Origin of the sequence: Lentzea sp. NBC_00516 (assembly GCF_036346835.1) — a bacterium.
Lineage (GTDB): Bacteria > Actinomycetota > Actinomycetes > Mycobacteriales > Pseudonocardiaceae > Lentzea > Lentzea sokolovensis.
The window spans coordinates 3,878,897-3,903,306 of sequence record NZ_CP107840.1 but is presented as its reverse complement, the minus strand read 5'-3'; the positions used below and the strand labels follow the sequence as shown (position 1 = coordinate 3,903,306).

The following is a 24,410-nucleotide window of genomic DNA, read 5'->3' as shown; positions in this document are numbered from 1 at the left end:
GTCAGGCCAGCGTGGACCAGAACTGCAGTTCGTACGCCTGCAGCAGGCGGCCGTAGCGCCACGCGTGCTTCGGCTGCCAGCCGGCGTCGAGGGACGCCTGGATCGCGGCGACCGCACGGTCTTCGAGCTGTGGTGCGGGAGTGGCGAAGAAGTCGACGAACGCGCACGCCTCGTCGCTGAACCCGTAGTGCTCGCGCAGCCCCTTCGCCATGCGCGCGCAGTAGCCGCCCCACGCCGTGAAGTTCGCCAGGATCGCGAGGATCACGTCCGTCGGCTCCCCGTTGAGCGCCATCCACGCCTGGTAGGCGGGGTAGGACTGGCAGCCGGGGAACGGCTCGTAGCCGTGGAAGTCCTTGGCGGACATGCCCGCGGCCTTCGCGAGCGGCTCCAGCATCGGCAGCACCAGCTCCTCGCCGCCCGCGAGCAACGTGAAGAACGCCCGCGCGTTCGGCTCCTCCGCCTTCGCCGCCAGCGCCAGGAATGTTCGCCAGTCCGACGACACGATGTGGTTCTCCTCGGCGGCGAACGTGGCGATCACAGCGCGCGGAGCCTGTCCGGTTTCGATCAGTTTGACCACGAGGTTGTCGTGCTCACCGGGGTGCAGCTCCGTCCGGATGCGCGTGACCAGCTCTTTTGCGTTCATGGTCCCGATTCTTTCGCACTCGGGAAATCGTTCGCCAGAGCACGGGCCCTTCGGGGAGCATCTTCGCTCGTGGCTGAACACACCTACCGGGTACTCGTCCGCGGACGCTTCACCGACCTGACCGACGACCAGCGCGCCTCGTTGCGCGAGCGCCTGAAGGACTTCGACTTCCTGCGCGACGGCGGGTTCAGCGAGGAGGGCGCGCTGATGTTCGACGAGAAGCTCGACTTCTTCAGCTACCGCGTGATCCTGGCGGCGTCCGAGAAGCCCGACGAGGCGGGCCTGCGGCGCGCGACCACAGCCCTCGACGCGCTGGGCGTCGACTTCAAGGGGCTGAAGGCCAAGGTCACCGACGTGGACGAGATGAAGATCAACCGGCCGAAGCGGCTGGGCTGAGCGGGACTTCGATGGCTGCGGCGGCGTCCAGGGCCAAGTCCTCCCGGTACATCCGGGAGATCACCTGGACGCCGGTCGGCAGCCCGCCGCGCAACCCCGTCGGCACCGCCACCGACGGCACACCGACGAAGCTGCTCGCCTCGCACAGCTTCAGCGCGTCGAAGTACTCGCCGAGCGCTTCGGGGCTGCGGCGGTCCTGGTCCGGTACGAACGACGCGATGGTCGACACGGGCCCGAGCAGCACCGGGTAGCGGTCGAGCAGCCGCGCCCACTCCCGCTGGATCGCCAGCCGCGTTCCGGTGAGCGCGAGGAACTCCGCGAGGTCGAGACCGGGCCGCACCTCCAGGAGGTGGCGGGCGAACAACGCGACCTCCTCCCCAGCGAACGCGGCGAACTGCTCGTAGCCGAGCGAGATTGGCGTGGCGATCATCCGCAGGGACAGGTCCGCGGCCTCGTCCAGCCTGGGCACCTCGACGGCCTCGACCGCGTAACCGGCCTCCGCCAGGCGTTGTGCCGCCTCCTCGACGACCGGGTCGCCCGGCACGAACCCGGCCACCCGAGGCGCCGGTGCGCCGAACGCCGGTATCGGCACCGTGCGGGGGTCGGCCGGATCCGCGCCGCACAGCAGGCCGTGCACCTTCCGCAGGTCGGCGACGGTGCGGGCGAGCGGCCCCTCGACCGTCATGACCTGGGTGGGGAACGACGGATCGGGCTGGCCGAGCACACTGCCCTGCGGGTAGCGGCCGAGGCTCGGTTTCAGCGCGCAGACGCCGTTCAGGAACGCCGGCAGCCGCAGTGAGCCGCCGCTGTCGTTGCCGATCCCGATGTGCACCATGCCCGTGGCCACCGCGACCGCGTCACCGCCGGAGCTGCCGCCGGGCGAGAGAGTGCTGTCCCACGGGTTGATGGTGTGCCCGGCCAGTTCGCTGTACGTGTGCATGCCACGGGCGTTCAAGGTCGGCATGTTTGCGTGCGCGCTCGGTGTTGCCCCGGCCGCCCGAAGCCTTGCCACGATCGGCGCGTCGGATGACTTCACGTTGCCCGCCAGCGACTTCAGGCCGTGCGTGGTGGCGGCGCCCGCGACGTCGATGTTGTCCTTGACCGAGAACGTGACCCCGGCCAGTGGCCCGACCGGCTCGTCCTGGACATCGAACACGCTGGTCAACGCGTTGTAGACCGGGTTCAAGGCTTCGATGACGCGCAACTGCTCAGAAAGAATCCCCATGCTCCAGTCTAGGCGGACCGGAGCATGGGGATGTGGGATCTGAAACCACTCAGCGGAACATCACGGGTAGTTGGCCAGGTAGGCCTCGGTCGATCCGGCGGTCGCCGTCCCACCCGAGTTGTTGATGATCCGCTGGATGGTTCCCTTGCCGCCCAACGACACGGTCACCATGCTGTGGAACTTCACACCGGGGGTGTTCGGCACCTCGAACGCCCGATCGGCCACCACGGACGGGTTCGCGTTCATGAAGGCGTAACTGCCCAGGCCCCACGCCTCGTGCGTCGTGACGTTGTTGGCGACCTTGTACGCCGCGTAGCCGCGGGTCGAGCCGTTCATCCACGCCGCCTGGTTGGGCACCTCGTACGGCATCTCGTTCTGGTAGAAGTACGTCCGGCCGCCCTGGCCGTTCCAGATGGTCTGGTACTTCTGGTAGTGCTCGACGAACAGGCCGTACATCGTCACGTTGTTGCCGTTGACGATCAGGCCGGTGTCCGCCCGGTTCACGTCCCAGCCGACGCCGACGGAGTGGTCACCCCGCCACAGCCAGAGGTGGTCGCCGATCACGTTGTGGCTGTTGACCACCAACGAGGTCGTGGCTCGCCCGATGGCCGAACCGCCGATGCGCACGTAGAAGTCGTGCAGCGACGTCGGGTTGGCCGAGTGGTTGGCGTTGCTGCCCGGCGCGCCGATCTGTGCCAGCAGCGGCGAGTTGGTCGGGGCCGCGTCGAGGAGCAGGCCGGCGATCTTCACACCGTCCACATCGGCCACGTCGAGTGCCATGTTGCCGTTGGTGGGCATGACGGTCGCGAGACCGAGGCCCATCACGACGGTGTCGGGGCGGGTGACGCGGATGGGCTCGGAGACCTGGTGGACGCCCGGCGTGAGCAGCAGGTGCTTGCCGGCCGCGAGCTGCGCGTTCATCGTCGCCGCCGAGGTGCCCGGCTTCGCGATGTAGAACTGGGACAGCGGGATGTTCGTGCCCTGCTGGTTGCCCGACGCCCAGGTGGTGCCGCTGGTGTTGGAGCGCAGCGCCGGGACGAACACGTTGTAGTTGCCGCTGCCGTCGACGTTCAGGAACGGCTTCTCCCGCACGACAGGGGTCTGCGCGACGGTCGTGTACGGCGGCTCCGGGAACGTGTTCTGCGGTGCGTTGCGGGCACCGACGAACACCATGTTCCAGTTCTCGCCCGTCCACGAGCCCCACTCGGTGTTGCGCGACAGCCACTGCTGCTGCGAACCGGAGCGGACCTGGCCCGTGACCACGGAGTCGGCGAGGAAACCACCGCTCGACCAGCCGTTGTCGTCGAGCTGCATGTTGCCGTAGACCTTCGTGCGGCGCATCGCGGACGCCTGCGAGACGGCCCACGTGTTGGTGCCCGAAGGCGGCCGCACCGCGAGGTTCTCCGCGCCACGCCAGAAGTTGTGCGTCGCGTTGCCCTCGAACCAGTCGGCCTCGACGTGCACCTGGCCGTTGATCGTCACGCCGTCCGGCAGCAGGCCCAGGCCGAGGACCTGGGTGAAGAAGCCGATGTTGACGTCGACGTTGTAGTTGCCGGGCTTGAACATGATCGCGAACCGGCGCGCGTCGTACTGGCCCTCTTCCTGCTGACGGAAGACGTCGTCGAGCCGCGCCTGGATCGTGGCGGAGGACATCGACGGGTCGAAGATCAGCACGTTCGGGCCGAAGTCGGGCTGCCCAGGCTGCTGCGTGCCGCCGGTGAGGCGGAAGGTCTGCGCGTTGGTCCCGTTGCAGGTGTACTGGACCAACTGGACGTCACCGGTCGAGGCGCCGGGCACGTCGAGGCACTTGGCGCTGTTGCGGTTCACGAACCGGTAGGTGTCCGTGCCGACCGCTTCGGCGCGCCATTGCTGGTTGTTCGCGTTGAACGACTGCCACATGTGGACAGCCGCGTTGTCCGCGACCGAGACGTTCGAGACGTCCCAGACCTGGCCCTGGCCGACGGTGAAGTACCCGTCGCTCGTGGGCGTGAAGGTCCAGGTCTGTCCGGAGCATCCTTGTTGGCGGAGCTGTGCGCCGTTGGCCGTTCCCAGCGACTCCACGCACTTTCCGCTGCCGACGTTCGTCACTTGATAAGCGGTTCCGGGCACCACGTCGGCCTGCGCCGCGACCGTCCACACAGGAACGATCGCTGCTGCCGCCAACGCTGCCACCAGCAGGGGGGTTCTCACGGTCACAGGGTGGGGTGGTTTGTTGCAACCGTCAACGAACCTTACTGTTTCCGGTCCCGTTCCGGTATTGACAAATGATTTTGTCAAATGGGACCGTGCTGGGCGTGGAGCTGTCGCCGTTGCGCAGATCGTTGCTGGAGCTGCTGAGATCGCCCGCCTCGGCGACGCAGCTCGCGGCGGTCCTCGACCTGCCCCGGCAGCGCGTCAACTACCACGTGCGAGCCCTGGAGCAGGCAGGACTGGTCGAGCTGGTCGAACAACGCCAGCGGCGCGGCTGCGTCGAACGCGTGCTGCGTGCGAAGCCCGGCCGCGAGATCGCCGCCGACGTGCAAGATCAGTTCGCCGCCACGCACCTGGTGTCCGTCGCGGAGGACACGGCCCGCGACGTCGAGCGGATGTCGACCGCCGCGGCCGACGCGGGAAAGCGCTTGCTCACGTTCACGGTGGAGACGACGGTCCGCTTCGGCGCGCCCGGCGACGTCCACGAGTTCACCAGCGACCTGGCCGAAGCGGTGCGGCAGATCGCGCTGAAGTACGACACCGAGTCAGGCCGCCCGTACCGGGTGGTCGCCCTGGGCCACCCCGGAGTAGCTGATGAGTGACGAAGGCGTCCAGATCGAGATCACCGTGGCCGCACCGGTCGAGGAGGTGTGGCAGTCGTTCCGCGACAAGGAGAAGCTGCGCCACTGGCACGGCTGGGACCTCCCGGAGCTCGACGCCGAGATCGACCAGATCTTCTTCACGAACGCCGAGGAGGACGGCACCACGCTGATCGTCCACGGCCACGACACGTTCGCGCTGAGCGCCGTTCCGGAAGGCACCCGTGTCGTGCTGACCCGTGCGCCCCTGGGCACCTCACCCGAGTGGGACGACTACTACGAGGACATCACCGAAGGCTGGATCACGTTCCTGCACCAGCTGAAGTTCGCGCACGAGTACCACCCGGGGGAGAAGCGCCGGACGCTGTTCTGGCCCTCCGAGGTCGATCTCGGCGTGAGCGGCAAGCCGTTCTTCGAGTCGGCGAACCAGCGCGGTGTGGTGGTCGAGGAGTTCGGTCCGGGTCTGGTGATCACCAGCGCGAAGATGACCATCGTGACGACGTACGGGTTCTCCGACGCCGAGCTGGAGGTACTGCGTCAGAGGGGACCCGCCGAGGTGGCCGACCCGAAGTAGGTCGTCAGGAAGTCGTTGCGGAAGACGCCTTTCGGGTCGTGCTCGCGCAGCAACGCCCGGAAGGCGTCCCACTGCGGGTAGCGGGCGGCCAGCAGCGCCGGCGGCACGGTGAAGAGCTTGCCCCAGTGCGGCCGCGGCGCGATGGCCTCCTCCAACCTGGGCAGGATCCTCAACACGGCCGGGGTGTTCGGCACCCAGGTGAAGTGGATCGCCAGGCTGTCGCGGTCGTAGGCGGGGCTGAGCCACTGCGGTTCGCCGTTGATCGTGCGGATCTCGCAGGTCTGCACCAGCGGCGAGATCACCGTGGACATCTCGGCCAGCGCCCGCAGCGCCGTCACCGCGCGGGTTCGGGGCACGAAGTACTCGGTCTGCAGCTCCTCGCCGACCGACGGGGTGAACTCGGCGCGGAAGTGCGGCAGCCGCTCGTGCCACGGTCCCGGCACGCCGCCCTGGACCGTGCAGGAGGACGCGGGCTGGCCGGGCACCGGGTGCGCCGGTTCGGACGCGGGACGGCCGGGGAAGCGGAACTCCTCGTCACCGACGCGGTGCTTGACCCACAGGGTCGCACCGCCCTGCCAGTCGACGAACGCGCTCACGCTGTACGCGCCGTCGAAGATCTGCTCGAGCTGGACGAGCAGGGTCGTCCACGCGACGTCCTGGTAGACCGTCTGCGCGACCTGGAACGACGGCACCACGTCCAGCGTCACCGTGGTGATGACGCCCAGACCGCCCAGCGACACGGCCGCGCCACGGGAGGCAAGCTCGACGACCGAACCGTCCCCGCGCAGCACCTCGACAGACCGCACGGCACCGGCCAGCGAACGGGACCCCGAGCCGTGGGTGGCGGTCGCGACCGCGCCGGCCACGGTGATGTGCGGCAACGACGGCAGCGTGTGCAGGGCCAGGCCCGCCGCCTCCAGCCGGACGGACAGGTCGGCGAGCGTCATGCCCGCGCTGACCCGGACGGTCTGGCCGGACACCTCGAAGATCTCCGGCATGGCCGACAACGACACCAGAGTGCCGGTCGTGTCGGCGATCGTGCTGAACGAGTGCCCCGAACCGACGACGTGCACGGCAGACGAACCGCGCACGAGCGCACGCAGGTCTTCGGCCGAGGTGGGGGTCACGGCCTGGGCCGCGGTGAACGTGACGTTGCCAGCCCAGTTGGTCCTCATACAGACACGGTAAGCGCCGACGCCAGCAATCGTCGTGTGTAGGGGTCCTGCGGCGCGGCGAACACCGACGTGCCTTCCTCGACCACGCGCCCCTGATGCAGCACCGCGACCCGGTCCGCGAGGTGCTGCACGACGGCCAGATCGTGGCTGATGAACAGGCACGCGAACCGCAGATCGCGCTGCAGCGAGCGGACCAGGTCCAGCACGCGCGCCTGCACCGTCACGTCCAGCGCGGACGTCGGTTCGTCGGCGATCAGCAGGTCCGGATCCAGCGCGATGGCACGGGCGATGCCGACCCGCTGGCGCTGCCCGCCGGACAGTTCGTGCGGGTAGCGGTCGCGCAGGGTCGGCGAGAGCCGCACGGCGTCGAGCAGCGAGTCGACCTTCGCGGCCAGCTCCTTGCCCCGCAACGAGGTGTGCAGCTGGAGCGGCTGCGCGATCGACCGGGCGATCGTGGCGCGCGGGTTCAGCGACGACAGCGGGTCCTGGAACACCAGCCCGATGCGGCCGCGGCCTGCCTTGCGGAGGGTGGCGGCCTCCTGGCCGGCGACGGTGATGTGGCCGGTGTAGCGGGTGAGGCCGGTGATGGCGCCGGCGAGAGAGGACTTGCCGGATCCCGACTCGCCCACGAGACCGAGGGTTTCGCCTTGGCCGATGTCCAGCGACACCTCGGAGACGGCGCGGAACTTGCCGTAGGTGACCGACACGTCGGACAGCCGCAGCACCGGTTCCTCGGGTTCGCGCGCGGCCAGCTCGCGGGAGTCCAGCCGCAGCACCGAATCCAGCAACGTCCGCGTGTACTCCTCTGCGGGCTCCTTGAAGACCTGCTTCACCGGACCGGTCTCCACGACCCGTCCGGCGTTCATCACGACCACCCGGTCCGCCAGGTCCGCGACCACGCCCATGTCGTGCGTGATCAGCAGGATCGCGACCCCGAGCCGGTCGCGCAGGTCCCGCAGCAGCCCGAGGATCTCGGCCTGCACGGTCACGTCCAGCGCGGTCGTCGGCTCGTCGGCGATCAGCAGCGACGGCTCGTTCGCCACGGCCATCGCGATCACCACGCGCTGCAGCTGGCCGCCGGACATCTCGTGCGGATAAGCCTTGAACCGCTCCTCGGGCAACCCGACGAGCCGCAGCAGTTCCACCGCCCGTGCTCGAGCCTCGGCCCGCGAGACCGCGCGGTGCACCCGCACGGCCTCGACGATCTGGTTGCCGATGGTGAAGACGGGGTTGAGGGCGCTCATGGGTTCCTGGAACACCATGCCGACCGCGTTGCCCCGCACCTCACGCAGTTCGGTGGCGTTCAACGAGTACAGGTCGCGGCCGTTCAAGACCGCGCGCCCGGACACCGTCGCCGTGGCGGGCAGCAACCCCAGCAACGACATCGCGGTCACGGTCTTGCCGGAACCGGACTCGCCGACGACGGCGAGGACCTCCCCGGCGGTCAGCGAGAACGAGACCTCGCTGACCGCCGGGGAGCCCGAGCCGAAGTCCACCGAGACGTTCTCGACGGACAGCAGCGCACTCACTTCGAGATACCCACCTGGAGGTAGTTCGGGTAGGCGGGGAAGTCGGCGATGTAGAAGTTGCCGACCTTCGAGCCGCGGATGAACGAGTTGCGGGTGTAGATCAGCGGCACGACCGGCGAGTCCTGCAGGATCCGCTTGTCGATCGCGGCCCACTTCTTCCCGGCCTCTGCCGGGTCCACAGTGGACTGCGCCTCCTCGATCAGCCTGTCCACCTCGGGGTTGGAGTAGCGCGAGGTGTTGTAGCCGCCCTTGCCGATCTCCGAGGTCGCGAACAGCGGCTGGATGTTCGAGTTCGCGCTGGGGAAGTCCGGCTGCCACGACGACAGGATCAGGTCGTACGTGGGGTTGTCCGAGAGGTTCGTCTCGGTCTCGAACGCGTCGGCCTCCAGCGACCGGATGGTCACCTTGATGTTCGCGCGAGCCAATGCGGCCTGGATCGCCTCGGCCTTGTCCGTCTGGTTGTTGGACTTGTTGAGCACCAGCGACAGGTTCTCGACGCCGTTCGGGAAACCGGCCTCGGCGAGCAGTGCCTTGGCCTTGTCCGGGTCGCCCTCGGGCTTCGAGGGGTAGAGGTCGAACTGCTCGCGGCCCTCGATGCCCTGCGTGATCAGCGTGGAGGCGGTGTCGCCGGCCAGTGCGGCCGTGCCCGCCGACGCGACCTGGTAGGCGGCCTTGTTGACCGCGTACTGGAACGCCTGGCGCACCTTGACGTTGTTGAGCGGCGCCTTCTGCGTGTTGAGCGAGAGGAACGCGACCGCGCCCGACTTCGACGTCACCACGCGGGACTTCGCGGACGGGTTGCCCTGCAACTGCGCGAGCTGGGCGGGGGAGACGAACGACGAGGCGAACGCCGTCTGGTCGTCGCCGGAGTCGGCGGCCAGACGCTGCGAGACGACCGAGGCCTCCTGGCCGAGCTGGAACACGACGCCGTCGGGCAGGCCGGCGCGGACCTGGTCCTTCGCGGGGTCCCAGTTGGTGTTGCGCTTGAGCTTGACCTCGACGCCCTTGGTGTACGTCTCGACCTGGTACGGGCCGGACGCGACGGCGTGCTCGTGGTAGTCGGCCTCGGCGCCCTTGCCCTTCGGCACCGGTGCGAACGCGGGCGTGGAGGCGATCCACGGCCAGTCGCCGTACGGGCGGGTCAGCGTGAAGACGATGGTCTTCTCGTCCGGGGTCTTGATGGAGTCGAGCTCCTTGCCCTCGAACGGGCCCTTGTAGTCACCGCCGCCCAGCAGGTCCTTGTGGTAGCCGAGGCCACCGCCGAACGCCGGTGCGAACGAGCGCTCGACGCCCCACTTCACGTCCGCGGACGTGATCGGCGTGCCGTCGCTGAACTTCAGCCCGTCCTGCAGCACGAACGTCCAGGTCTTGCCGCCGTCGGAGGTATTGCCGGTGTCGGAGAGGTCGGGCACGACCTTCGCGGGCTGGCCGACGGCGTTCTGCCAGCCGGTCAGTCTGCGGTGCACCAGGCCGAGCGTCGTGATCGCGAGGCTCTGCGACTTGGCGGGGTCGAGGTTGAGCGTGCGCGACTCGGACAGGATGCGCAGCGTGCCGCCCTTCTCGGGCTTGGCGGCGGCGTCACTGGACGGCTTCTGGTCGTTCGCGCCACACGCCGCGACCCCCAGGGCACCGACGAGTACGACGGCAAGAAGTTTCTTGCTGTGCAACGGACTTTCCCCCTCAGGTGAGTCGTGCTCGCGGATCGAGCACGCCGTAGGACAGGTCGACGACGGCGTTGGCGACGACTACGAGAAAACCTGCGAACAAGGTGCAGCCGAGCAGGGTCGGCAGGTCGCGGGCGTGCACGGCTTCGATCAGCAGGCCGCCCAGGCCCGGCAGGCTGAACACCCGCTCGGTGATGACGGCGCCGCCGAGCAGCGACCCGAACTCGATGCCGGTCAGCGTCACGACGGGCAGCAACACGTTGCGCAGCGCGTGTTTGCCGACGACGGTCCGTTCCGGCACGCCCTTGGCCCGTGCGGTGCGGATGAAGTCCTCGCTCATCGTCTCGAGCATCTGCGAGCGGGTGAGCTTCACGTAGTGGGCGCCGTGCGCGAACGCCAGCACGGACCACGGCAGCACCAGCCCCCACGCCCAGCGCACCGGGTCCTCGCTGAACGCCGTGTAGTTGCCGACCGGCACCACGTTGAGCTGGAACCCGAGCACGAGAATCCCGAGCAGCCCCACGAGATACACCGGGGCGGACACGCCGATCACGGACCCCGCCAGCGCGGCCCGGTCGAACCAGGAGTCCTTGCGCAGCGCGGCGTACACGCCGATGGCCACGCCCACGCCGACCCACAGCACGGCGGCGCCGATCGCGAGCGAGAACGTCACCGGCAGCCGGTCGCCGATCAGCTCCAGCACGTCGGCGTTCTGCCGGAACGAGTAGCCGAAGCACGGTGCGGCGCAGTGGATCGCCGTCGCGCCGGTGCCGAACGTGCGGCCGGTGAAGATGCCGCCGAGGAAGGTGAGGAACTGCTGCCACCACGGCTCGTCGAAGCCCATGAACTCCCGCGCCAGCGCGAGGTTCTCCGGCGTGCACGGCTTGCCGCACGCCAGCAGCGCCGGATCCGACGGCACCAGGTAGAACACGACGAACGTGCAGAAGGCGACGATCAGCAGCACGAGCACCATGCCGCCGAGCCGTGCCAGGGCGTACCGGAGGGTCCTCATCGGCGGGTCACCGATCTCGGGTCGAGCGCGTCCCGCAGCCCGTCGCCGGCCGCGTTGAACCCCCACGTGACCGCGAACAGCGCGAGGCCGGGGAACAGCAGGTAGGCGGGATCGACGCGGACCCAGTCGATCGCGGCGCTGATGGACCGGCCCCAGCTCGGCGTCGGCGGCAGCACCCCGACGCCGAGGAACGACAGCGCCGCCTCCAGCCCGATCTTGCCCGGCACCGACAACGTTGCCATGACCAGCACCGGACCCCAGAGGTTCGGCAGCAGCTCGGTGCGGAACACCTGCCACGGCGACGCCCCGAGCACCCGTGCGGCCTTAACGAAGTTGCGTTCTTTCAACGTGAGCACCTGAGCCCGCACGATCCGCGCGGTCGACGGCCAGCCGAAGAACCCGATCACCACGATCAGCAGCAGCGCCCGCGGGAACTCAGGCGGCACCACGGCGCCGATCGCGATCATGAACACCAGGTACGGGAACCCGAGGAAGACGTCGGCGCTCCAGGTGATCACCCGGTCGATCCAGCCGCCCAGGTACCCGGCGGCCGCGCCGATCAGCACCCCGAGCCCGATGGACACCAGGGTCGCCGCGAGGCCGATCAGGAACGACGTCCGCGCGCCGTGCACGACGATGGCGAACAGGTCGCGCCCAGTCAGCGGCTCGACGCCGAACCAGTGCTCGCCGCTGACCCCGCCGAACGACCCCGCGGGCAGACCGCTTTCCGGGTCCAGCGCGGTCGCGTCGTAGGTGTACGGGTCGTGGCCCTCGATGGCGGTGAGGACGTCCGCGAAGATCGCGACCAGACCGATCACCAGGACGGTGACGGTGCCGGCGAGCGCCCAGCGATCCCGGGCGAGCACCGATCTGATCGCGGCGGGCACGGACCGCGCGACGGGAGTGGACAACGGCGTGACCTGCTTCTCGGGCGTGATGATCTGTCGCGGCGCACAGTAAGCCGATCGAGTGACTGAGTCGTCCACGTCCACTGGCTGAGAATGTGTTAACACTATTGCTTCAGTGTTGACCGAAATTAGGTTGCCCGCGGTGGCAGGGTGGATCTACGTGGACACCGACGTACAACGGCTCCGAGAGATGTCCGGGCTGATCACGCCGATGGCGCTCCGGGTCGCCGTGACCCTGGGACTGCCGGACCGCCTGCGTGACAACCCCGCCACCGCCCACGAACTCGCACCCGAACTCGAGGTCGACCCGCTCGCACTCGACCTGCTCCTGGCCCACCTGACGACTCTCGGTGTGGCCGAACGAACAGACGCCGGCTACCGCACCACCGGCTTCGGCTCGTTGCTCGGCGCTGACGCTGGCAACGGCCTGAACAACCTGCTGCACCACGACTCCGCCGCCGGGCGCGCCGATCTGGCGTTCATCGACCTGATCCACAGCGTCCGCACCGGCGAGCCCGCCTATCCGGTGCGCTACGGCCAGGACTTCTGGACCGACCTGGCCGAGCAACGGCATCTGCGTGACGCGTTCGACCGGCAGATGACCGACCGCATGCGGAACTGGATACCGCAGGTCGTCAGGAACTACGACTGGTCGCGGTTCAGCACGCTCGTCGACGTCGGTGGCGGGCACGGCAGCCTGCTCGCCGCGATCCTCACCGCGAACCCGGCGATGCGCGGCCACCTCGTCGAGCTCGAGGACACCGCGGCGGGTGCGCGTGCGGTGCTCGGCCTGTACGGCCTCGAAGATCGCATCGAGGTGACCGGGGCCAGCTTCTTCGACCCGTTGCCAGCCGGGGCTGACGCCTACCTGCTGTTCGACATCCTGCACGACTGGGACGACGAGCAGGCGCACCGGATCCTGGCGCGCTGCGTCGAGGCGTCACCGGACGGGCGGATCCTCGTCGTGGAGTCCCTCGGGGAGAGCACGGAGTTCGACCTCGTCATGCTCGCGCACTTCGGCGGGCGCGACCGAGGGCTCCACGACTTCGAACGGCTGGCGTCGGCGCACGGGCTCCGGTTGGAGTCCGTGACTCAGGTGACTGAAGGGCGCAGCCTGCTGGAGTTCACTCGCTGAGAGCGGCGATCCGTTCCTGGGCCTCGGCGAGGTCGTCGGTGGTCGGTGCGTCGTCCTGGGTTAGGGCGCGCCGCCAGTAGCCGGCGAACTCGATGTCCTTCTTGGACACTCCGAGGCCGACGAAGTGCCTGCGCAGCGCGCGAACGGCGGAGGCCTCGCCGCCGATCCACACCCAGGCCGACGACGGCACCTGCGCCGTCGTCACCACCGAGACCAGGTCCTCCCCGGCGCTGCGGTGAATCCATCGCACGCCGGGGATGTCCTGTTCCTCCATCGGATCCGCGACCTCGACGAACACGCGTCGTTGCTGGGAAGCAGACAGCAGTTCCAGCAGCGAGCCGATCGCGGGCAACGCCGTCTCGTCGCCCGCGAACACCAGCAGGTCCGCCGTGCCGAGCGGGCGGGCGTAGTCCCGGGACGGCCCGAACCGTCCGATGACGTCGCCCACCTGAGCGGTGGCGGCCCACCTCGACGCGGGGCCGTTGTCGCCGTGCAGCACGAAGTCGACGGTCAGCACGCCGTCGATCAGCGACCGGACGGTGAAGCTGCGCATCCGCGGCCGTTCGGACTCGGGCATGGCCAGGTAGGCCTGGTGCCAGGTGCCGACGTCCTGGGCGTCCGACACGTGCGCCGATCCGCCGGGCCGCGGGAAGAGCAGCTTGAGCTGCTGGTCCGGCCAGGTGCCGATCTCGTGCAGGCCCAGGCCGGTGAACGTCATCCGCGTCATGCGCGGGGTCAGGGGCGCGACCGAGGTGACGGTCAGCAGGCTCACGACAGGTACTCCTTCAGGTGCCGGGCGGTGAGGGTGTCCGAAGTGGACACCAGGTCGCCGGGGGTGCCGGAGAAGACGACCTGGCCGCCGTCGTGCCCCGCGCCGGGACCCATGTCGACGATCCAGTCGGCGTGCGCCATCACGGCGAGGTGGTGCTCGATCACGATCACCGTGTTGCCGGCGTCGATCAGCTGGTCCAGCAGTCCGAGCAACTGGTCGACGTCCGCGAGGTGCAGGCCGGACGTGGGTTCGTCCAGCACGTACGTCGAGGCCTTCTCCGCCATGTGGATCGCGAGCTTCAGCCGTTGCCGCTCACCGCCGGACAGCGTCGTGAGCGGCTGGCCGAGCGACAGGTACGACAGGCCGACGTCGTGCAGGCGGCTCAGCACCGCGTGGGCCTGGCCGGACGGGAAGAAGTCGCGGGCCTCGGCGACGGACATGCCGAGCACCTCGCTGATGTTCTTGCCCCGCAGCGTGTAGCGCAGCACCTCGGGCGTGAACCGCTTGCCCTCGCACTTCTCGCAGACCGTGGCGACGCCGGCCATCATCGCGAGGTCGGTGTAGACGAGCCCGATGCCCTTGCAGTTCTCGCAGGCGCCTTCGGAGTTCGCGCTGAACAGAGCGGCCTTCACGCCGTTGGCCTTGGCGAAGGCGGTCCGGACCGAGTCGAGGAGACCGGTGTAGGTGGCGGGGTTGGACCGGCGCGAGCCGCGGATCGGCGACTGGTCGACCGTCACGACGTCCGGACCCTTGCGCAGCGAGCCGTGGATGAGCGACGACTTGCCGGAGCCCGCGACGCCGGTGACGACGGTCAGCACCCCGAGCGGCAGGTCGACCGAGACGTCCTTGAGGTTGTTGGTGCGGGCGCCGCTGATCGTCAGGAAGCCCTTGGGGGAACGGAACTCCGGCCGCAGCTTGGCCCGGTGGCCGAGGTGGCGGCCGGTCAGCGTGCCGGACGCGCGCAGGCCCGCCACGTCGCCGGAGTAGCAGAGGTGGCCGCCGTTGACGCCCGCGCCGGGGCCGAGGTCGACGACGTGGTCGGCGATCTCGATGGTCTCCGGCTTGTGCTCCACGACGAGGACGGTGTTCCCCTTGTCCCGCAGGCGGAGCAGGAGGTCGTTCATCCGCCGGATGTCGTGCGGGTGCAGGCCGACGGTCGGTTCGTCGAACACGTAGGTGATGTCGGTGAGCGAGGAACCCAGGTGCCGCACCATCTTCACGCGCTGCGACTCGCCGCCCGACAGCGTGCCGGACTCGCGGTCGAGCGACAGGTAGCCGAGGCCGATCTCGACCAGGGAGTCGAGCGTGTCGCGCAGGGTGGCGAGCAGCGGCGCGACGGACGGGTCGTCGATGGCGTGCACGAACTTCGCGAGGTCGCTGATCTGCATGGCGCAGCAGTCCGCGATGTTCACGCCGCGGATCTTCGAGTTCAACGCTGCCTGGTTGATGCGCGCGCCCTTGCAGTCCTGGCAGGTCGCGAAGGTGACGGCCTTGTCGACGAACGCGCGGATGTGCGGCTGCATGGACTCGCGGTCCTTGGACAGGATCGTGCGCTGCAGCTTCGCGATCAGGCCGTCGTAGGTGACGTTGGTGCCGTTGACGTTCAGCTTCGTGGTCGGCTTGTAGAGGAAGTCGTCGAGCTGCTGCTCGGTGAACGTCGAGATCGGCTGGTCGGCGGGGTAGAGGCCGGAGTTCGCGAGGACCTGCCAGTACCAGGTGCCGACGCCGTAGTTCGGGGCGTCGATCGCGCCGTCGTTGAGGGACTTGCTCCGGTCGACGATGGCGTCCACGTCGATGGTGGTGACCTTGCCCAGGCCCTCGCAGGCCGGGCACATGCCTTCCGGCAGGTTGAAGCTGAACGCGCCGGACGTGCCCACGTGCGGCTCGCCGAGGCGGCTGAACACGATCCGGAGCATGGTGTGGGCGTCGGTGGCGGTGCCGACGGTGGAGCGGGAGTTCGCGCCCATGCGTTCCTGGTCGACGATGATCGCCGCGCTCAGGTTGTGCAGCGCGTCGACGTCCGGGCGGCCGATCGACGGCATGAACGACTGCAGGAACGCGGTGTAGGTCTCGTTGATCATCCGCTGGGACTCGGCCGCGATCGTGCCGAAGACCAGCGAGGACTTGCCGGAACCGGACACGCCGGTGAAGACGGTCAGGCGGCGCTTGGGGATGTCGAGCGACACGTCCGCGAGGTTGTTCCCTCTCGCTCCGCGGACCTGGATCACGTCATGGCTGTCGGCGACAGCGTTCAAGGCTGCTTCCCCCGTGTTTGATTCAAAACTGCTTCTTTATGCCGTAAAGTATCGACCGGCAAGGTTACTTTACGTTGTAAGGAGTCGCAACCGTGGTCGTCTACGCAGGTCAGGGCGACCCGCGCCGTTCCATTGAGCTGCTCTGGCGGGCGTCGGTCGCGGAGAAGCGTTCCGGTCCGAAGCCTGGACTGAGCGTGGACGCGATCGTCGACGCGGCCATCGCGGTCGCCGACGAGCACGGCATGGCGTTCTCGATGCGCGCGGTGGGGGAGCGGCTCGGACGCACCGCCATGGCGCTCTACACGTACGTGCCGGGCAAGAACGAGCTGGTCGACCTGATGTACGACCGGGCGATGGCCGAGCTGCCGACGTCGTACGAGCTGGACGACGGCTGGCGTGCCGCCGTCACGCGGTGGGCGACGGACATGTGGGAGTTCTACGGCCGCCACCCGTGGGTGCTGCAGGTGTCGCAGGCCCGTCCGGTGCTCGGCCCGCACGAGTTCGCGGTGATCGAGGCGCTGGCCGCGATCCTGGTGCCGACCGGGCTGCCCGGCCGGGAGCTGCGCGGCATCGTCGGGGCCGTCAACTACTTCGTGCGCGGCGCGGCCCAGACCGTCGCGGAGGCCCGTGCGGCCGGTGGCGCGACCGGGGAGGCCGACGAGGAGTGGTGGTACGCGCGGTCCGCCGTGCTGCTGGAGATCGAGCCTGACCTGGCGAAGAAGTTCCCCATGCTGCATTTGCTGGAGAACGATAGAGAGCCTATCGATCCGGAACTGCCGTATCTGGAGAACGACGCCGTGGAGAACTTTCGTGGCGGATTGAAAGTGTTGCTCGACGGCGTCGAGGGCGCTTTGACATCCTCTCCGCCCTAAGAGACGGAGATTCCCTCTACGCTGCGCGGGAGCCGCGCGGCGTCCAGGTGGGTTACCGCTTCGCAGCGCGGTGCCAGCACGGATGCTGGTCTTACCTGCGCTCCACGGTCGTTTGAGTTGTCCGCCTGCCCGGCGGCCAACACGTTCCTGGCTGCGTTGATGTCCCGGTCGTGAGTGGCACCACACAGACATGTCCACGTCCGCACGGACAGCGGCTTCGGCCCGTCGATCCGTCCGCACTCCGAGCACGTCTGCGACGTGGGCGCGAACCGGTCGATACGGGCGAAGACGCGTCCGTATCGGGCCGCCTTGTACTGCAGCATGCCGGTGAAGCTGGCCCACCCGGCGTCGTGCACGGACTTGGCGAGCCTGGTGCGGGCGAGACCAGCTACGCACAGGTCCTCGACGTAGACCGCTTGGTTGTCGCGGATGATCGCCGTGGACAGCTTGTGCTGCCAGTCTCGCCGTGTGTCGGCCACCTTCGCGTGCGCGCGGGCGACCTTGATGACGGCTTTCTTGCGGTTGTTCGAGCCCTTGACCTTGCGGCTCAGCGACTTCTGCAAGCGCCGCAGCCTGCGTGCCGCCTGGCGCAGGAACCTCGGCGCCGTCACCTTCGTGCCATCCGAGAGCACCGCGAAATGGGTCAGGCCCAGGTCGATGCCGACCTCGGACTCGACGGTCGGCAGTGCCTCGTGTTGCTTCGTCGTGACGACGAACGAGGCGAAGTACCGGCCTGCCGCGTCCTTCACGATCGTCACTGAGGACGGTTCGGCGGGCAGCTCACGCGACCAGCGCACGTCCAGGTCACCGATCTTCGGCAACCGCAACCGACCGTTGCCCAGCAGCGCGAACCGGGCGTTGCGGGTGAACCGAGCAGTCTGCCGGTTGTCCTTGCGGGACCGGAATCGGGGCGGCGCCACCTTCCGGCCCTTGCGTGTGCCCGTGACCGAGGTGAAGAAGTTGCGGTAGGCGGTGTTCAGATCCGCTAGGGCCTGCTGGAGTACCACGGCCGACACCTCACTCAGCCACGCCCGTTGCGACGTCGTCTTGGCCAGCGTGATGACCTGTTTGGAGAGCTCGCCGTCCGACAGGTACGGCTCGCCGTTCTCGTGGGCTGTCCGACGTGCGTGCAGTCCGTCGTTGAACACCACCCGCGCACACCCGAACGCCCGCGCCAACGTGTCCCGCTGACCTGGTGTCGGGTAGACACGGAAGTTGTACCGCAACTGCACAGCACGATCATATTCTGTTGGTTCCATGGAGAATCCAGCCGGTGTTCGTACTGGCTGGCACTGTGTTTTCGCGTTTTACGCGCACTGGTCTTCGTGACGAAGTACTGGCACACGATGTTCGGCAATCGGCACCTGACCCGGCTGGAAGAGATCATGCGGGCGGTCTGCGCCGATTTCGACACGGAGCTGGTCGAGTTCAACGGCGGGACCCACCACGTGTACCTGCTGGTGAACGTCCCGCCCAGGGGCGCTGTCTCGAAGCTGGCCAACTTCCTCGAAGGTGTCTCCTCCCGCCGGATGCGGCAGGAATTCCCTTAAGTCGGTCGCCACCACTGGCAGGCACAACGCCTCTAGCCGGGCTCCTGCTTCGCCGGTTCGATCGGCGGCGCCCCGATCTCCGTGCTGCGCCAGTACATCGAGCAGCGGAACGGCCCGGCCTAGAACACGCACGACCATGACCGGCATCCCGCGCAGGCCTTTGTCACCGGGCTGGAGCCGGGCGCTGTAGCAAAACCGTGACATAGTCCGGACGTTCAGCGCACACGGACTCGATGAGATCGTGCTCATGGTTTTCGGCAGAGTCCTTGTTGCCGTCGCGTGCGCCCTGGTGCTGACGGCGCAGAGCACGGCGGCCGCACCCTCGCAGGACGACGACTACCGCCCCGCGACCACGTCCACGCGCTACGAGGCCGGTTCGCTGACCGGCGTGGTGCACGCGCCGCGCACGATCGTCGGTGTGCGGCCGCTGGTGTTCCACTTCCGCGGATCCGATGTGTACGCGCAGGAACTGGCGCGGCAGGGGTTCGTGGTGGTGCTGGTGGACGACCGGTTCTCCCTCGATGGGCACCTTGAGCTGTGGCGCGAGGTCGTCGCGGGCAAGGGACCGCTGGCGGAACGGTTCGCCAGGTTCGCCGGCCATCTCGCTGTGGCAGAACCGTGACAGCTCCCTCACAGGATGACCACAAGTTCCCGATGAGATCAGCGCATGGCAATCGGAAAAGCCGCGGCCGCCGTCGTGATGGCGATGGTGCTGGCCGCGCCGACCACCTCCGCGGCCCCCGGCTCCGGCATCAGGAAGGTCGAGTACTCGCTCGGTGACCGGGCTTTCCAAGTGCCCGGCTTTCACACCGGACCGGACGGACCTCTCGCGGATCTCGAACTCACCGCGGTCGTGCACGCGCTGCGCACGCTCGTCGGCAAACGCCCGCTGGTGCTGCTCGCGCACGGCTACTGGAAGCCGTGCGCCGACGACCAGTGGAAGTGGCCGTGTCCTGGCGGGGACGCGTTCCCGAGCTACCGCGGGTACGACTACCTCGCCGAGGAGTTGGCGCGGCAGGGTTTCGTGGTCGTGTCGGTGAGCGTGAACGGCGTCAACGCGGGCGAGATGGGCGAGATCGCGGACGTGGCCAGGGCGGCGGTGATGAGCAGGCACCTGGAGTTGTGGCGCGATCTCAACGACGGCAGGGGTCCGCTGAGGCTGCCGGGGTTTCGCGGGCACGTCGATCTCACCAACGTCGGCACGCTCGGACACTCGCGTGGCGGCCGTGGCGCGGTTTACCAGGCGTCGGACAAGCACGCGGCCGAACTGCCCGCCGGTGTGAAGATCAAGGCCGTGCTGCCGCTCGCGCCCGCCGACTACTACGCGCCGGACCCGCAGGCGCCGGAGAACCTCGACTACCGCATCACGAAGACCCCGTTCGCGGTCATGACCGGCAGCTGCGACGGCGCGGTCGACGGTGGCACGTACATCGACAACGCCAAGGGCCGCAACGTCGTCCCGATCCACGCCGTCACGCCGAAGAACGCGAACCACAACTACTTCAACTCCGAATGGTCCTACGACAACGACAGCACCTGCCCGGCCACCGCGCTGACCCCTGAGCAGCAACGTGGGATCGCGACCACGTACATCCCGGCGTTCTTCCAGCGGTACCTGAACGGCCGTCAGAACCCCGTCGTCGGTCGCGGTTTTCCGGGCGTCGCGGTCGTGACGCATCAACCGATCGGCTAATTTCCACGAGACCTTCTTTGGGTGTTTCCCCCTTCCTCCGCTGACAAGGTTGGTGGTGGAAGGGGGAAACTCATGCTCAAGACCACAGCGCTGCTCACGACGGCGCTTGTAGTGCTGACCGCGTCACCCGCGACGGCGCACGCCAACGGCGACTGGGCGGGGTGGCAGAAGGACCTCAACGGCTCCCGGCACAACGCCGCGGAATGGCGGCTCCACGCGGGCAACGCCGGAAAGCTCAAGCTCAAGTGGGCGTTCGCCTATCCGAAGAGCGAGCTCAACGGCGTCCGCAGCCAGCCGGCGGTCGTCGGGGACACCATCTACTTCGGTGGCCCGGACCGGAAGTTCTACGCCAGGGACGCGCGCACCGGCAAGGCGAAGTGGGAGTTCGCGCTCCCGTCGGCCGACCGGTACGCGTACAACTCCGACGGGCCGACGGTCGCCGAGGGCAAGGTGTTCTTCGGGGACAACGCCAGCCGTCTCTACGCGCTCGACCAGCGCACCGGCCGGCTCAGGTGGCAGGTGCAGATGGACGATGGCATCGCCTCGACCACGACCAGCTCGCCGATCGTCCACAACGGACTGTTGTACGTGGGCACGTCCAGCGCCGAGAACACGCTGCCGAACTCGCACGCGTGCTGCACGTTCCGCGGCCACATCGACGCCTACGACATCGACACCGGTGCGCTGGTCTGGCGTCACTACACGGTGCCGGAACCGGTCGAGGTCGGCACGTGGCCCAACGGTGCCAAGCGGTTCGAGCCGTCCGGTGTCGGTGTGTGGAGCTCGCCGGTGATCGACCGCAGGACCGGCACGCTCTACGTCGGCACGGGCCAGAACTACACGGGCAAGGGCGGCGAGTTCGACTCGCTGCTCGCGCTCAACGCCCGCACCGGCGCGGTGAAGTGGACCAACCAGGTCACCGCGGCCGACACCTGGCGCGACGCGTGCAACCAACCCGACGCCGAGGGGTACTGCCCGGGGCTCAAGGACGGCACGAACCTCGACTACGACATCGGTGCCACGCCGAACCTGTTCGTGGTCAACGGCCGCCAGCTGGTCGGTGTCGGCCAGAAGTCCGGTGTGTACCACGTGTTCGACGCCTCGACGGGGCAGGTCGTGTGGCGTCGTCAGCTCGGCGTGCCGCTGCCCAGCGGTGGCGTGTCCGGCATCCAGTGGGGATCGAGCTACGACGGCAAGCGGCTCTACATCGCCACCTACTACGCCGAGCCGGGCACGCTCTTCGCGGTCGACCCCGGCACCGGCAAGGTGCTGTGGGAGACCCCGGCGCCCGAGGACGGTTGCACGACGGGCGGGGCCGCGGGCCAGCCGAGCTGTGCACGGGCGCACGGCCTGCCGGTGTCCAGCACACCGGGCGTGGTCTGGCTCGGCGCCGCGGACGGCAAGTTCCGCGCTTACGAAGCGAAGACCGGCCGGATCATCTGGACCTACGACACCGTGCAGGACGTTCGCGGTGTCAACGGGCTGACCGGGCGTGGCGGCACGATGTCCGGTCCCGGCACGGGCGCGGTGGTGTCGGACGGCATGGCGTACGTGCAGTCCGGCTACTACCCGGAGTTCACCAGCCCGAACGGCTCAGTGCTACTCGCGTTCGGCTTGTAGCTTTGCGCGCACGAGGTCGGTCGGAAGGCCGGCCTCGGTGCGCAGTTCGACGGCCTTCCGCCAGGCCTCTCGAGCCGGCTCGGCGTCACCCGCGGCCGCGTGGGTGTCGCCGAGCTGTTCGTGCGCACCGGCTTCGTGCGCGAGGTCGCCGCCGAGCCGGAACATCTCGGACGACCGGGTGAACGCCTCGGCGGCCTTCGCGTGCTCGCCCAGCCCGAGGTGGCCCATGCCCAGGTTGTCCCACGCCTCGGCCTGGCCGATCAGGTGGTCCATCGCCCGCCACATCCGCATCGCGCGCTCCGCGTACTCCACGGTCCTGGCGTACTCGCCGAGCTTGGCGTGGCCCCACGCGAGCCCGGTCAGCGCGTTGGCCTGCCCGTAGGAGTCGCCGCACTCCTCGAACAACGCGAGCCCGCGCCGCGTGTGCTCCAGCGCCTCGGCGATCCGGTCGTCCGGGGTCAGCATCGCGATGTTCAGCAGCACCCCGGCCTGGCCCGCCGGGTCGCCCTCGTAGACGTCGAACGCGCGGTGCAGTGCGGCCGTGGCCTCGTCGGGTCTGCGCATGCGGCTCAGGCTGCGACCGAGGTTGATCAGCGTGCGGCCCAGGCCGTCGGCGTCGTCGAGATGTTCGACCGCGGCGACCGCGAGTTGTTGGGACGTCAGCAGATCGCGGTAGCGGGCCTGGCGGTCGAGTGCGTCGGCGAGCGACCAGCCCATGAGCCACGTCTGGGTCGCGGTGCCGTGGGGCATCGCCGCCATCAGCGTGGGGTGCTCGGCCATGAGCCACGCCAGCGCTTCCTCGTGCGTGCCGAACCGGTGGACCACCACGCCCGCGGCCGGTTCCGGCGTCGCCGGGCGACGGCGGCTGGGCGTGTAGGTGACGGCCGCCTCGACGCTCGTCAGCGCGAGGTGGTCGAGCAACCGGTGCAGCGCCTCGTCCCGTTCGCCGGCGAGGGCGAGTTCGGCCGCGTAGTCGCGGAGCAGGTCGTGGCAGGTGAACCGGCCCGGTTCCGGTTCGTCGAGCAGGTTCGCCCGTGCCAGTTCCGCGAGCAGCGTGCCGGTCTCCCGCTCGTCGAGCCCGGCGAGCGACGCGGCGCCGGCGAGGCTGATGTCCGAGCCCGGCATCAGGCCGAGCAGCCGGAACAGCCGCAGTGCCGCGGGGCTCAACGCCTTGCAGGAGTGGGAGAACACCGAACGCAGGTCCGCCGTGACGTCATCGTCGTCGGCGAACGCGTCGAGGTCGGCCAGCTCGTCCGCCAGCGTCGCCAGCGGGAACTCCGGCTGCGTCGCCGCCCGCGCCCCGGCCACCGCGAGCGCCAGCGGCAGGCGGGCACAGCGGCGGACCACGGTGTCGACCGCGTCCGGTTCCGCACGCGCGCGGTCGTGCCCGATGCGGGCGGCCAGCAGTTCGCGGGCGTCGTCGGGCGGCAGCAACCCCAACGGCAACGCGTGCGAGTGCGCGGGTTTCAGCGTCGTACGGCTCGTGATCACCACATGCGCGTTCGGCGTGCGCGGCAGCAACGGCTCGATCTGGTCGGAGTCCGTCGCGTTGTCCAGCAGCATGAGCACCCGCTTGTCCGCGAGCGCGTCCCGCAGCAACGCCGACTGCCCGGCGAGGTCGTGCGGCACCTGGGCGCGCGGCACGTCGAGCGCCGAGAGGAACCGCAGCAGCGCGTCGCCAGGGCTCACCGCCGCGCCGCTCGGCCCGAACCCGTGCAGGTTCACGTAGAGCTGGCCGTCCGGGAACCGGGCCGCCGCGCGGTGCGCCCAGTGCACGGCGAGCGAGGTCTTGCCGACGCCGCCGGTACCGGTGATCACCACGACGCCGTTCGGTTCCCGGTCGAGCTCCGCGAGCTCCAGTGCCCGGCCGGTGAACGGCTTGGTCGCGGCCGGCAGCTGCCGCGGTGCCGACGCGGTCTGCAGCCGGCGGTGCAGGGTCGCGAGGTGCCGGGACGGTTCGGCGCCCAGCTCGGCGGCCAGTCGGGCGCGCACGATCTCGAAGTGCCGCAACGCCTCCGCGGCGCGTCCGCTGCCGTGCAACGCCTCGATCAGCTGGGCCGCGATCCGTTCGTCCAGCGGGCGTTCCGCCGCGAGGGCCTGCAACTCGGGTACGAGCGCCGAGTGCTCGTCCTGGGCCAGCCGGGCGTCGGCGTGGTCGAGCCGGGCGGCGAGCAGCTCGTCCGCGAAGCCCGCGCGTTGCTGCCGGGCCCACGGTGTGTCCAGTGTGGACAGGAGAGGCCTGCCGGCGAGGGCGAGCGCCTCGGTGGTGCGGCCGGTGCGCACGAGGTGCCGGAACAGGTGCAGGTCGATCTCCAGCGGATCGACCCGCACCAGGTAGCCGGCTCCGTCGCGTTCGACCAGGCCGGGCAACGAGTGCCGCAGCCGGGTCAGCCACGTCTGCATCATCGCGCGGGCACGGGGTGGCGGCGCGTCACCGAGGACGCGCTCGACCAGGTCGTCGGCGCTCACCACCCGGCCCGCGTCGACGAGCAGGACGCCGAGCAGAGCCCCCAGCCGGGTCGGGCCGAACTCGGTCACGCGGTCGCCCGTTCGTGCCGAGACCCCGCCGAAGACCGTGAACCGCACGGTGATCACCGT

General features: G+C 69.1%; 21 protein-coding genes. 9 read left to right on the top strand and 12 right to left on the bottom strand.

Annotated features, from left to right (window positions below):
* Nucleotide 1 precedes the first annotated feature (1 nt).
* Nucleotides 2–643, bottom strand: coding sequence for a transcriptional regulator (locus OG205_RS17135; RefSeq protein ID WP_330277249.1), 642 nt, complete (start codon nucleotides 641–643; stop codon nucleotides 2–4).
* Nucleotides 644–712: 69 nt separating this feature from the next.
* On the opposite strand from OG205_RS17135, the gene OG205_RS17130 reads away from it, so the two are divergent.
* Nucleotides 713–1,039, top strand: a complete 327-nt coding sequence (locus tag OG205_RS17130; RefSeq protein ID WP_330277248.1) for a DUF6204 family protein — start codon at nucleotides 713–715, stop codon at nucleotides 1,037–1,039.
* Here OG205_RS17130 and OG205_RS17125 read toward each other — a convergent pair.
* Together OG205_RS17125 and OG205_RS17120 are read right to left on the bottom strand one after the other, a co-directional pair.
* Nucleotides 1,014–2,264, bottom strand: coding sequence for an amidase family protein (locus OG205_RS17125; protein WP_330277247.1), 1,251 nt, complete (start codon nucleotides 2,262–2,264; stop codon nucleotides 1,014–1,016). The two genes, OG205_RS17130 and OG205_RS17125, sit on opposite strands and share 26 nt — an antisense overlap.
* Nucleotides 2,265–2,324: 60 nt before the next feature.
* Entirely contained in the window at nucleotides 2,325–4,454 is a 2,130-nt protein-coding gene (locus tag OG205_RS17120) for an RICIN domain-containing protein (RefSeq protein WP_330277246.1), read from the bottom strand.
* Between the two features lie 95 nt (nucleotides 4,455–4,549).
* Here OG205_RS17120 and OG205_RS17115 point away from each other — a divergent pair, with 95 nt between their 5' ends.
* The gene (locus OG205_RS17115; protein ID WP_319973068.1) at nucleotides 4,550–5,056 is read left to right on the top strand and encodes a helix-turn-helix domain-containing protein; all 507 of its coding nucleotides are present in this window, start codon (nucleotides 4,550–4,552) and stop codon (nucleotides 5,054–5,056) included.
* Nucleotides 5,049–5,627 (top strand): SRPBCC family protein, encoded by a 579-nt coding sequence (locus OG205_RS17110; RefSeq protein ID WP_330277245.1) that lies wholly within the window; start codon nucleotides 5,049–5,051, stop codon nucleotides 5,625–5,627. The genes OG205_RS17115 and OG205_RS17110 overlap by 8 nt, the downstream gene beginning before the upstream one ends.
* On the opposite strand, the gene OG205_RS17105 is transcribed toward OG205_RS17110, so the two are convergent.
* Genes OG205_RS17105 through OG205_RS17085 form a run of 5 tightly spaced genes read right to left on the bottom strand, consistent with a single transcriptional unit; the run spans nucleotide 5,591 to nucleotide 11,873 of the window.
* Nucleotides 5,591–6,802 (bottom strand): FAD-binding protein, encoded by a 1,212-nt coding sequence (locus tag OG205_RS17105; RefSeq protein WP_330277244.1) that lies wholly within the window; start codon nucleotides 6,800–6,802, stop codon nucleotides 5,591–5,593. The genes OG205_RS17110 and OG205_RS17105 overlap by 37 nt on opposite strands.
* Entirely contained in the window at nucleotides 6,799–8,331 is a 1,533-nt protein-coding gene (locus tag OG205_RS17100) for an ABC transporter ATP-binding protein (RefSeq protein ID WP_330277243.1), read from the bottom strand. The genes OG205_RS17105 and OG205_RS17100 overlap by 4 nt, the downstream gene beginning before the upstream one ends.
* Nucleotides 8,328–9,998 carry an ABC transporter substrate-binding protein gene (locus OG205_RS17095; RefSeq protein ID WP_330277242.1) on the bottom strand — a complete coding sequence of 557 codons (1,671 nt, stop codon included), beginning with the start codon at nucleotides 9,996–9,998 and terminating at the stop codon, nucleotides 8,328–8,330. The genes OG205_RS17100 and OG205_RS17095 overlap by 4 nt, the downstream gene beginning before the upstream one ends.
* Nucleotides 9,999–10,011: 13 nt before the next feature.
* Complete coding sequence (locus tag OG205_RS17090) at nucleotides 10,012–11,007, bottom strand: ABC transporter permease (RefSeq protein ID WP_330277241.1); 996 nt, start codon at nucleotides 11,005–11,007, stop codon at nucleotides 10,012–10,014.
* Nucleotides 11,004–11,873: an ABC transporter permease gene (locus tag OG205_RS17085; protein ID WP_330278173.1), complete on the bottom strand. Its 870-nt coding sequence runs from the start codon at nucleotides 11,871–11,873 to the stop codon at nucleotides 11,004–11,006. Before OG205_RS17085 ends, OG205_RS17090 begins: the two co-directional genes overlap by 4 nt.
* A gap of 184 nt (nucleotides 11,874–12,057) precedes the next feature.
* Here OG205_RS17085 and OG205_RS17080 point away from each other — a divergent pair, with 184 nt between their 5' ends.
* The gene (locus tag OG205_RS17080; RefSeq protein WP_330277240.1) at nucleotides 12,058–13,050 is read left to right on the top strand and encodes a methyltransferase; all 993 of its coding nucleotides are present in this window, start codon (nucleotides 12,058–12,060) and stop codon (nucleotides 13,048–13,050) included.
* On the opposite strand, the gene OG205_RS17075 is transcribed toward OG205_RS17080, so the two are convergent.
* Both OG205_RS17075 and OG205_RS17070 read right to left on the bottom strand, forming a co-directional pair.
* Nucleotides 13,040–13,822, bottom strand: coding sequence for a siderophore-interacting protein (locus OG205_RS17075; RefSeq protein WP_330277239.1), 783 nt, complete (start codon nucleotides 13,820–13,822; stop codon nucleotides 13,040–13,042). The two genes, OG205_RS17080 and OG205_RS17075, sit on opposite strands and share 11 nt — an antisense overlap.
* Nucleotides 13,819–16,077, bottom strand: coding sequence for an excinuclease ABC subunit UvrA (locus OG205_RS17070; protein ID WP_330277238.1), 2,259 nt, complete (start codon nucleotides 16,075–16,077; stop codon nucleotides 13,819–13,821). The genes OG205_RS17075 and OG205_RS17070 overlap by 4 nt, the downstream gene beginning before the upstream one ends.
* A 92-nt stretch (nucleotides 16,078–16,169) precedes the next feature.
* Between OG205_RS17070 and OG205_RS17065 the strand changes: the two genes are divergently transcribed.
* Entirely contained in the window at nucleotides 16,170–16,949 is a 780-nt protein-coding gene (locus OG205_RS17065; RefSeq protein ID WP_330277237.1) for a TetR/AcrR family transcriptional regulator C-terminal domain-containing protein, read from the top strand.
* On the opposite strand, the gene OG205_RS17060 is transcribed toward OG205_RS17065, so the two are convergent.
* A complete protein-coding gene (locus OG205_RS17060) occupies nucleotides 16,946–18,181 on the bottom strand; it encodes an RNA-guided endonuclease InsQ/TnpB family protein (protein ID WP_330277236.1) in 1,236 nt (411 codons plus the stop codon). The two genes, OG205_RS17065 and OG205_RS17060, sit on opposite strands and share 4 nt — an antisense overlap.
* Before the next feature lie 93 nt (nucleotides 18,182–18,274).
* On the opposite strand from OG205_RS17060, the gene tnpA reads away from it, so the two are divergent.
* The 4 genes from tnpA (at nucleotide 18,275) to OG205_RS17040 (ending at nucleotide 21,812) form a co-directional block, all read left to right on the top strand.
* Entirely contained in the window at nucleotides 18,275–18,499 is a 225-nt protein-coding gene (gene tnpA, locus OG205_RS17055) for an IS200/IS605 family transposase (RefSeq protein ID WP_330277235.1), read from the top strand.
* Between the two features lie 247 nt (nucleotides 18,500–18,746).
* Nucleotides 18,747–19,121 carry a hypothetical protein gene (locus tag OG205_RS17050; protein ID WP_330277234.1) on the top strand — a complete coding sequence of 125 codons (375 nt, stop codon included), beginning with the start codon at nucleotides 18,747–18,749 and terminating at the stop codon, nucleotides 19,119–19,121.
* Between the two features lie 45 nt (nucleotides 19,122–19,166).
* Complete coding sequence (locus tag OG205_RS17045; protein WP_330277233.1) at nucleotides 19,167–20,192, top strand: hypothetical protein; 1,026 nt, start codon at nucleotides 19,167–19,169, stop codon at nucleotides 20,190–20,192.
* Between the two features lie 72 nt (nucleotides 20,193–20,264).
* Complete coding sequence (locus OG205_RS17040; RefSeq protein ID WP_330277232.1) at nucleotides 20,265–21,812, top strand: outer membrane protein assembly factor BamB family protein; 1,548 nt, start codon at nucleotides 20,265–20,267, stop codon at nucleotides 21,810–21,812.
* Here the strand turns inward: OG205_RS17040 and OG205_RS17035 are convergent.
* A complete protein-coding gene (locus OG205_RS17035) occupies nucleotides 21,792–24,398 on the bottom strand; it encodes an AfsR/SARP family transcriptional regulator (protein WP_330277231.1) in 2,607 nt (868 codons plus the stop codon). The genes OG205_RS17040 and OG205_RS17035 overlap by 21 nt on opposite strands.
* Nucleotides 24,399–24,410 lie beyond the last annotated feature (12 nt).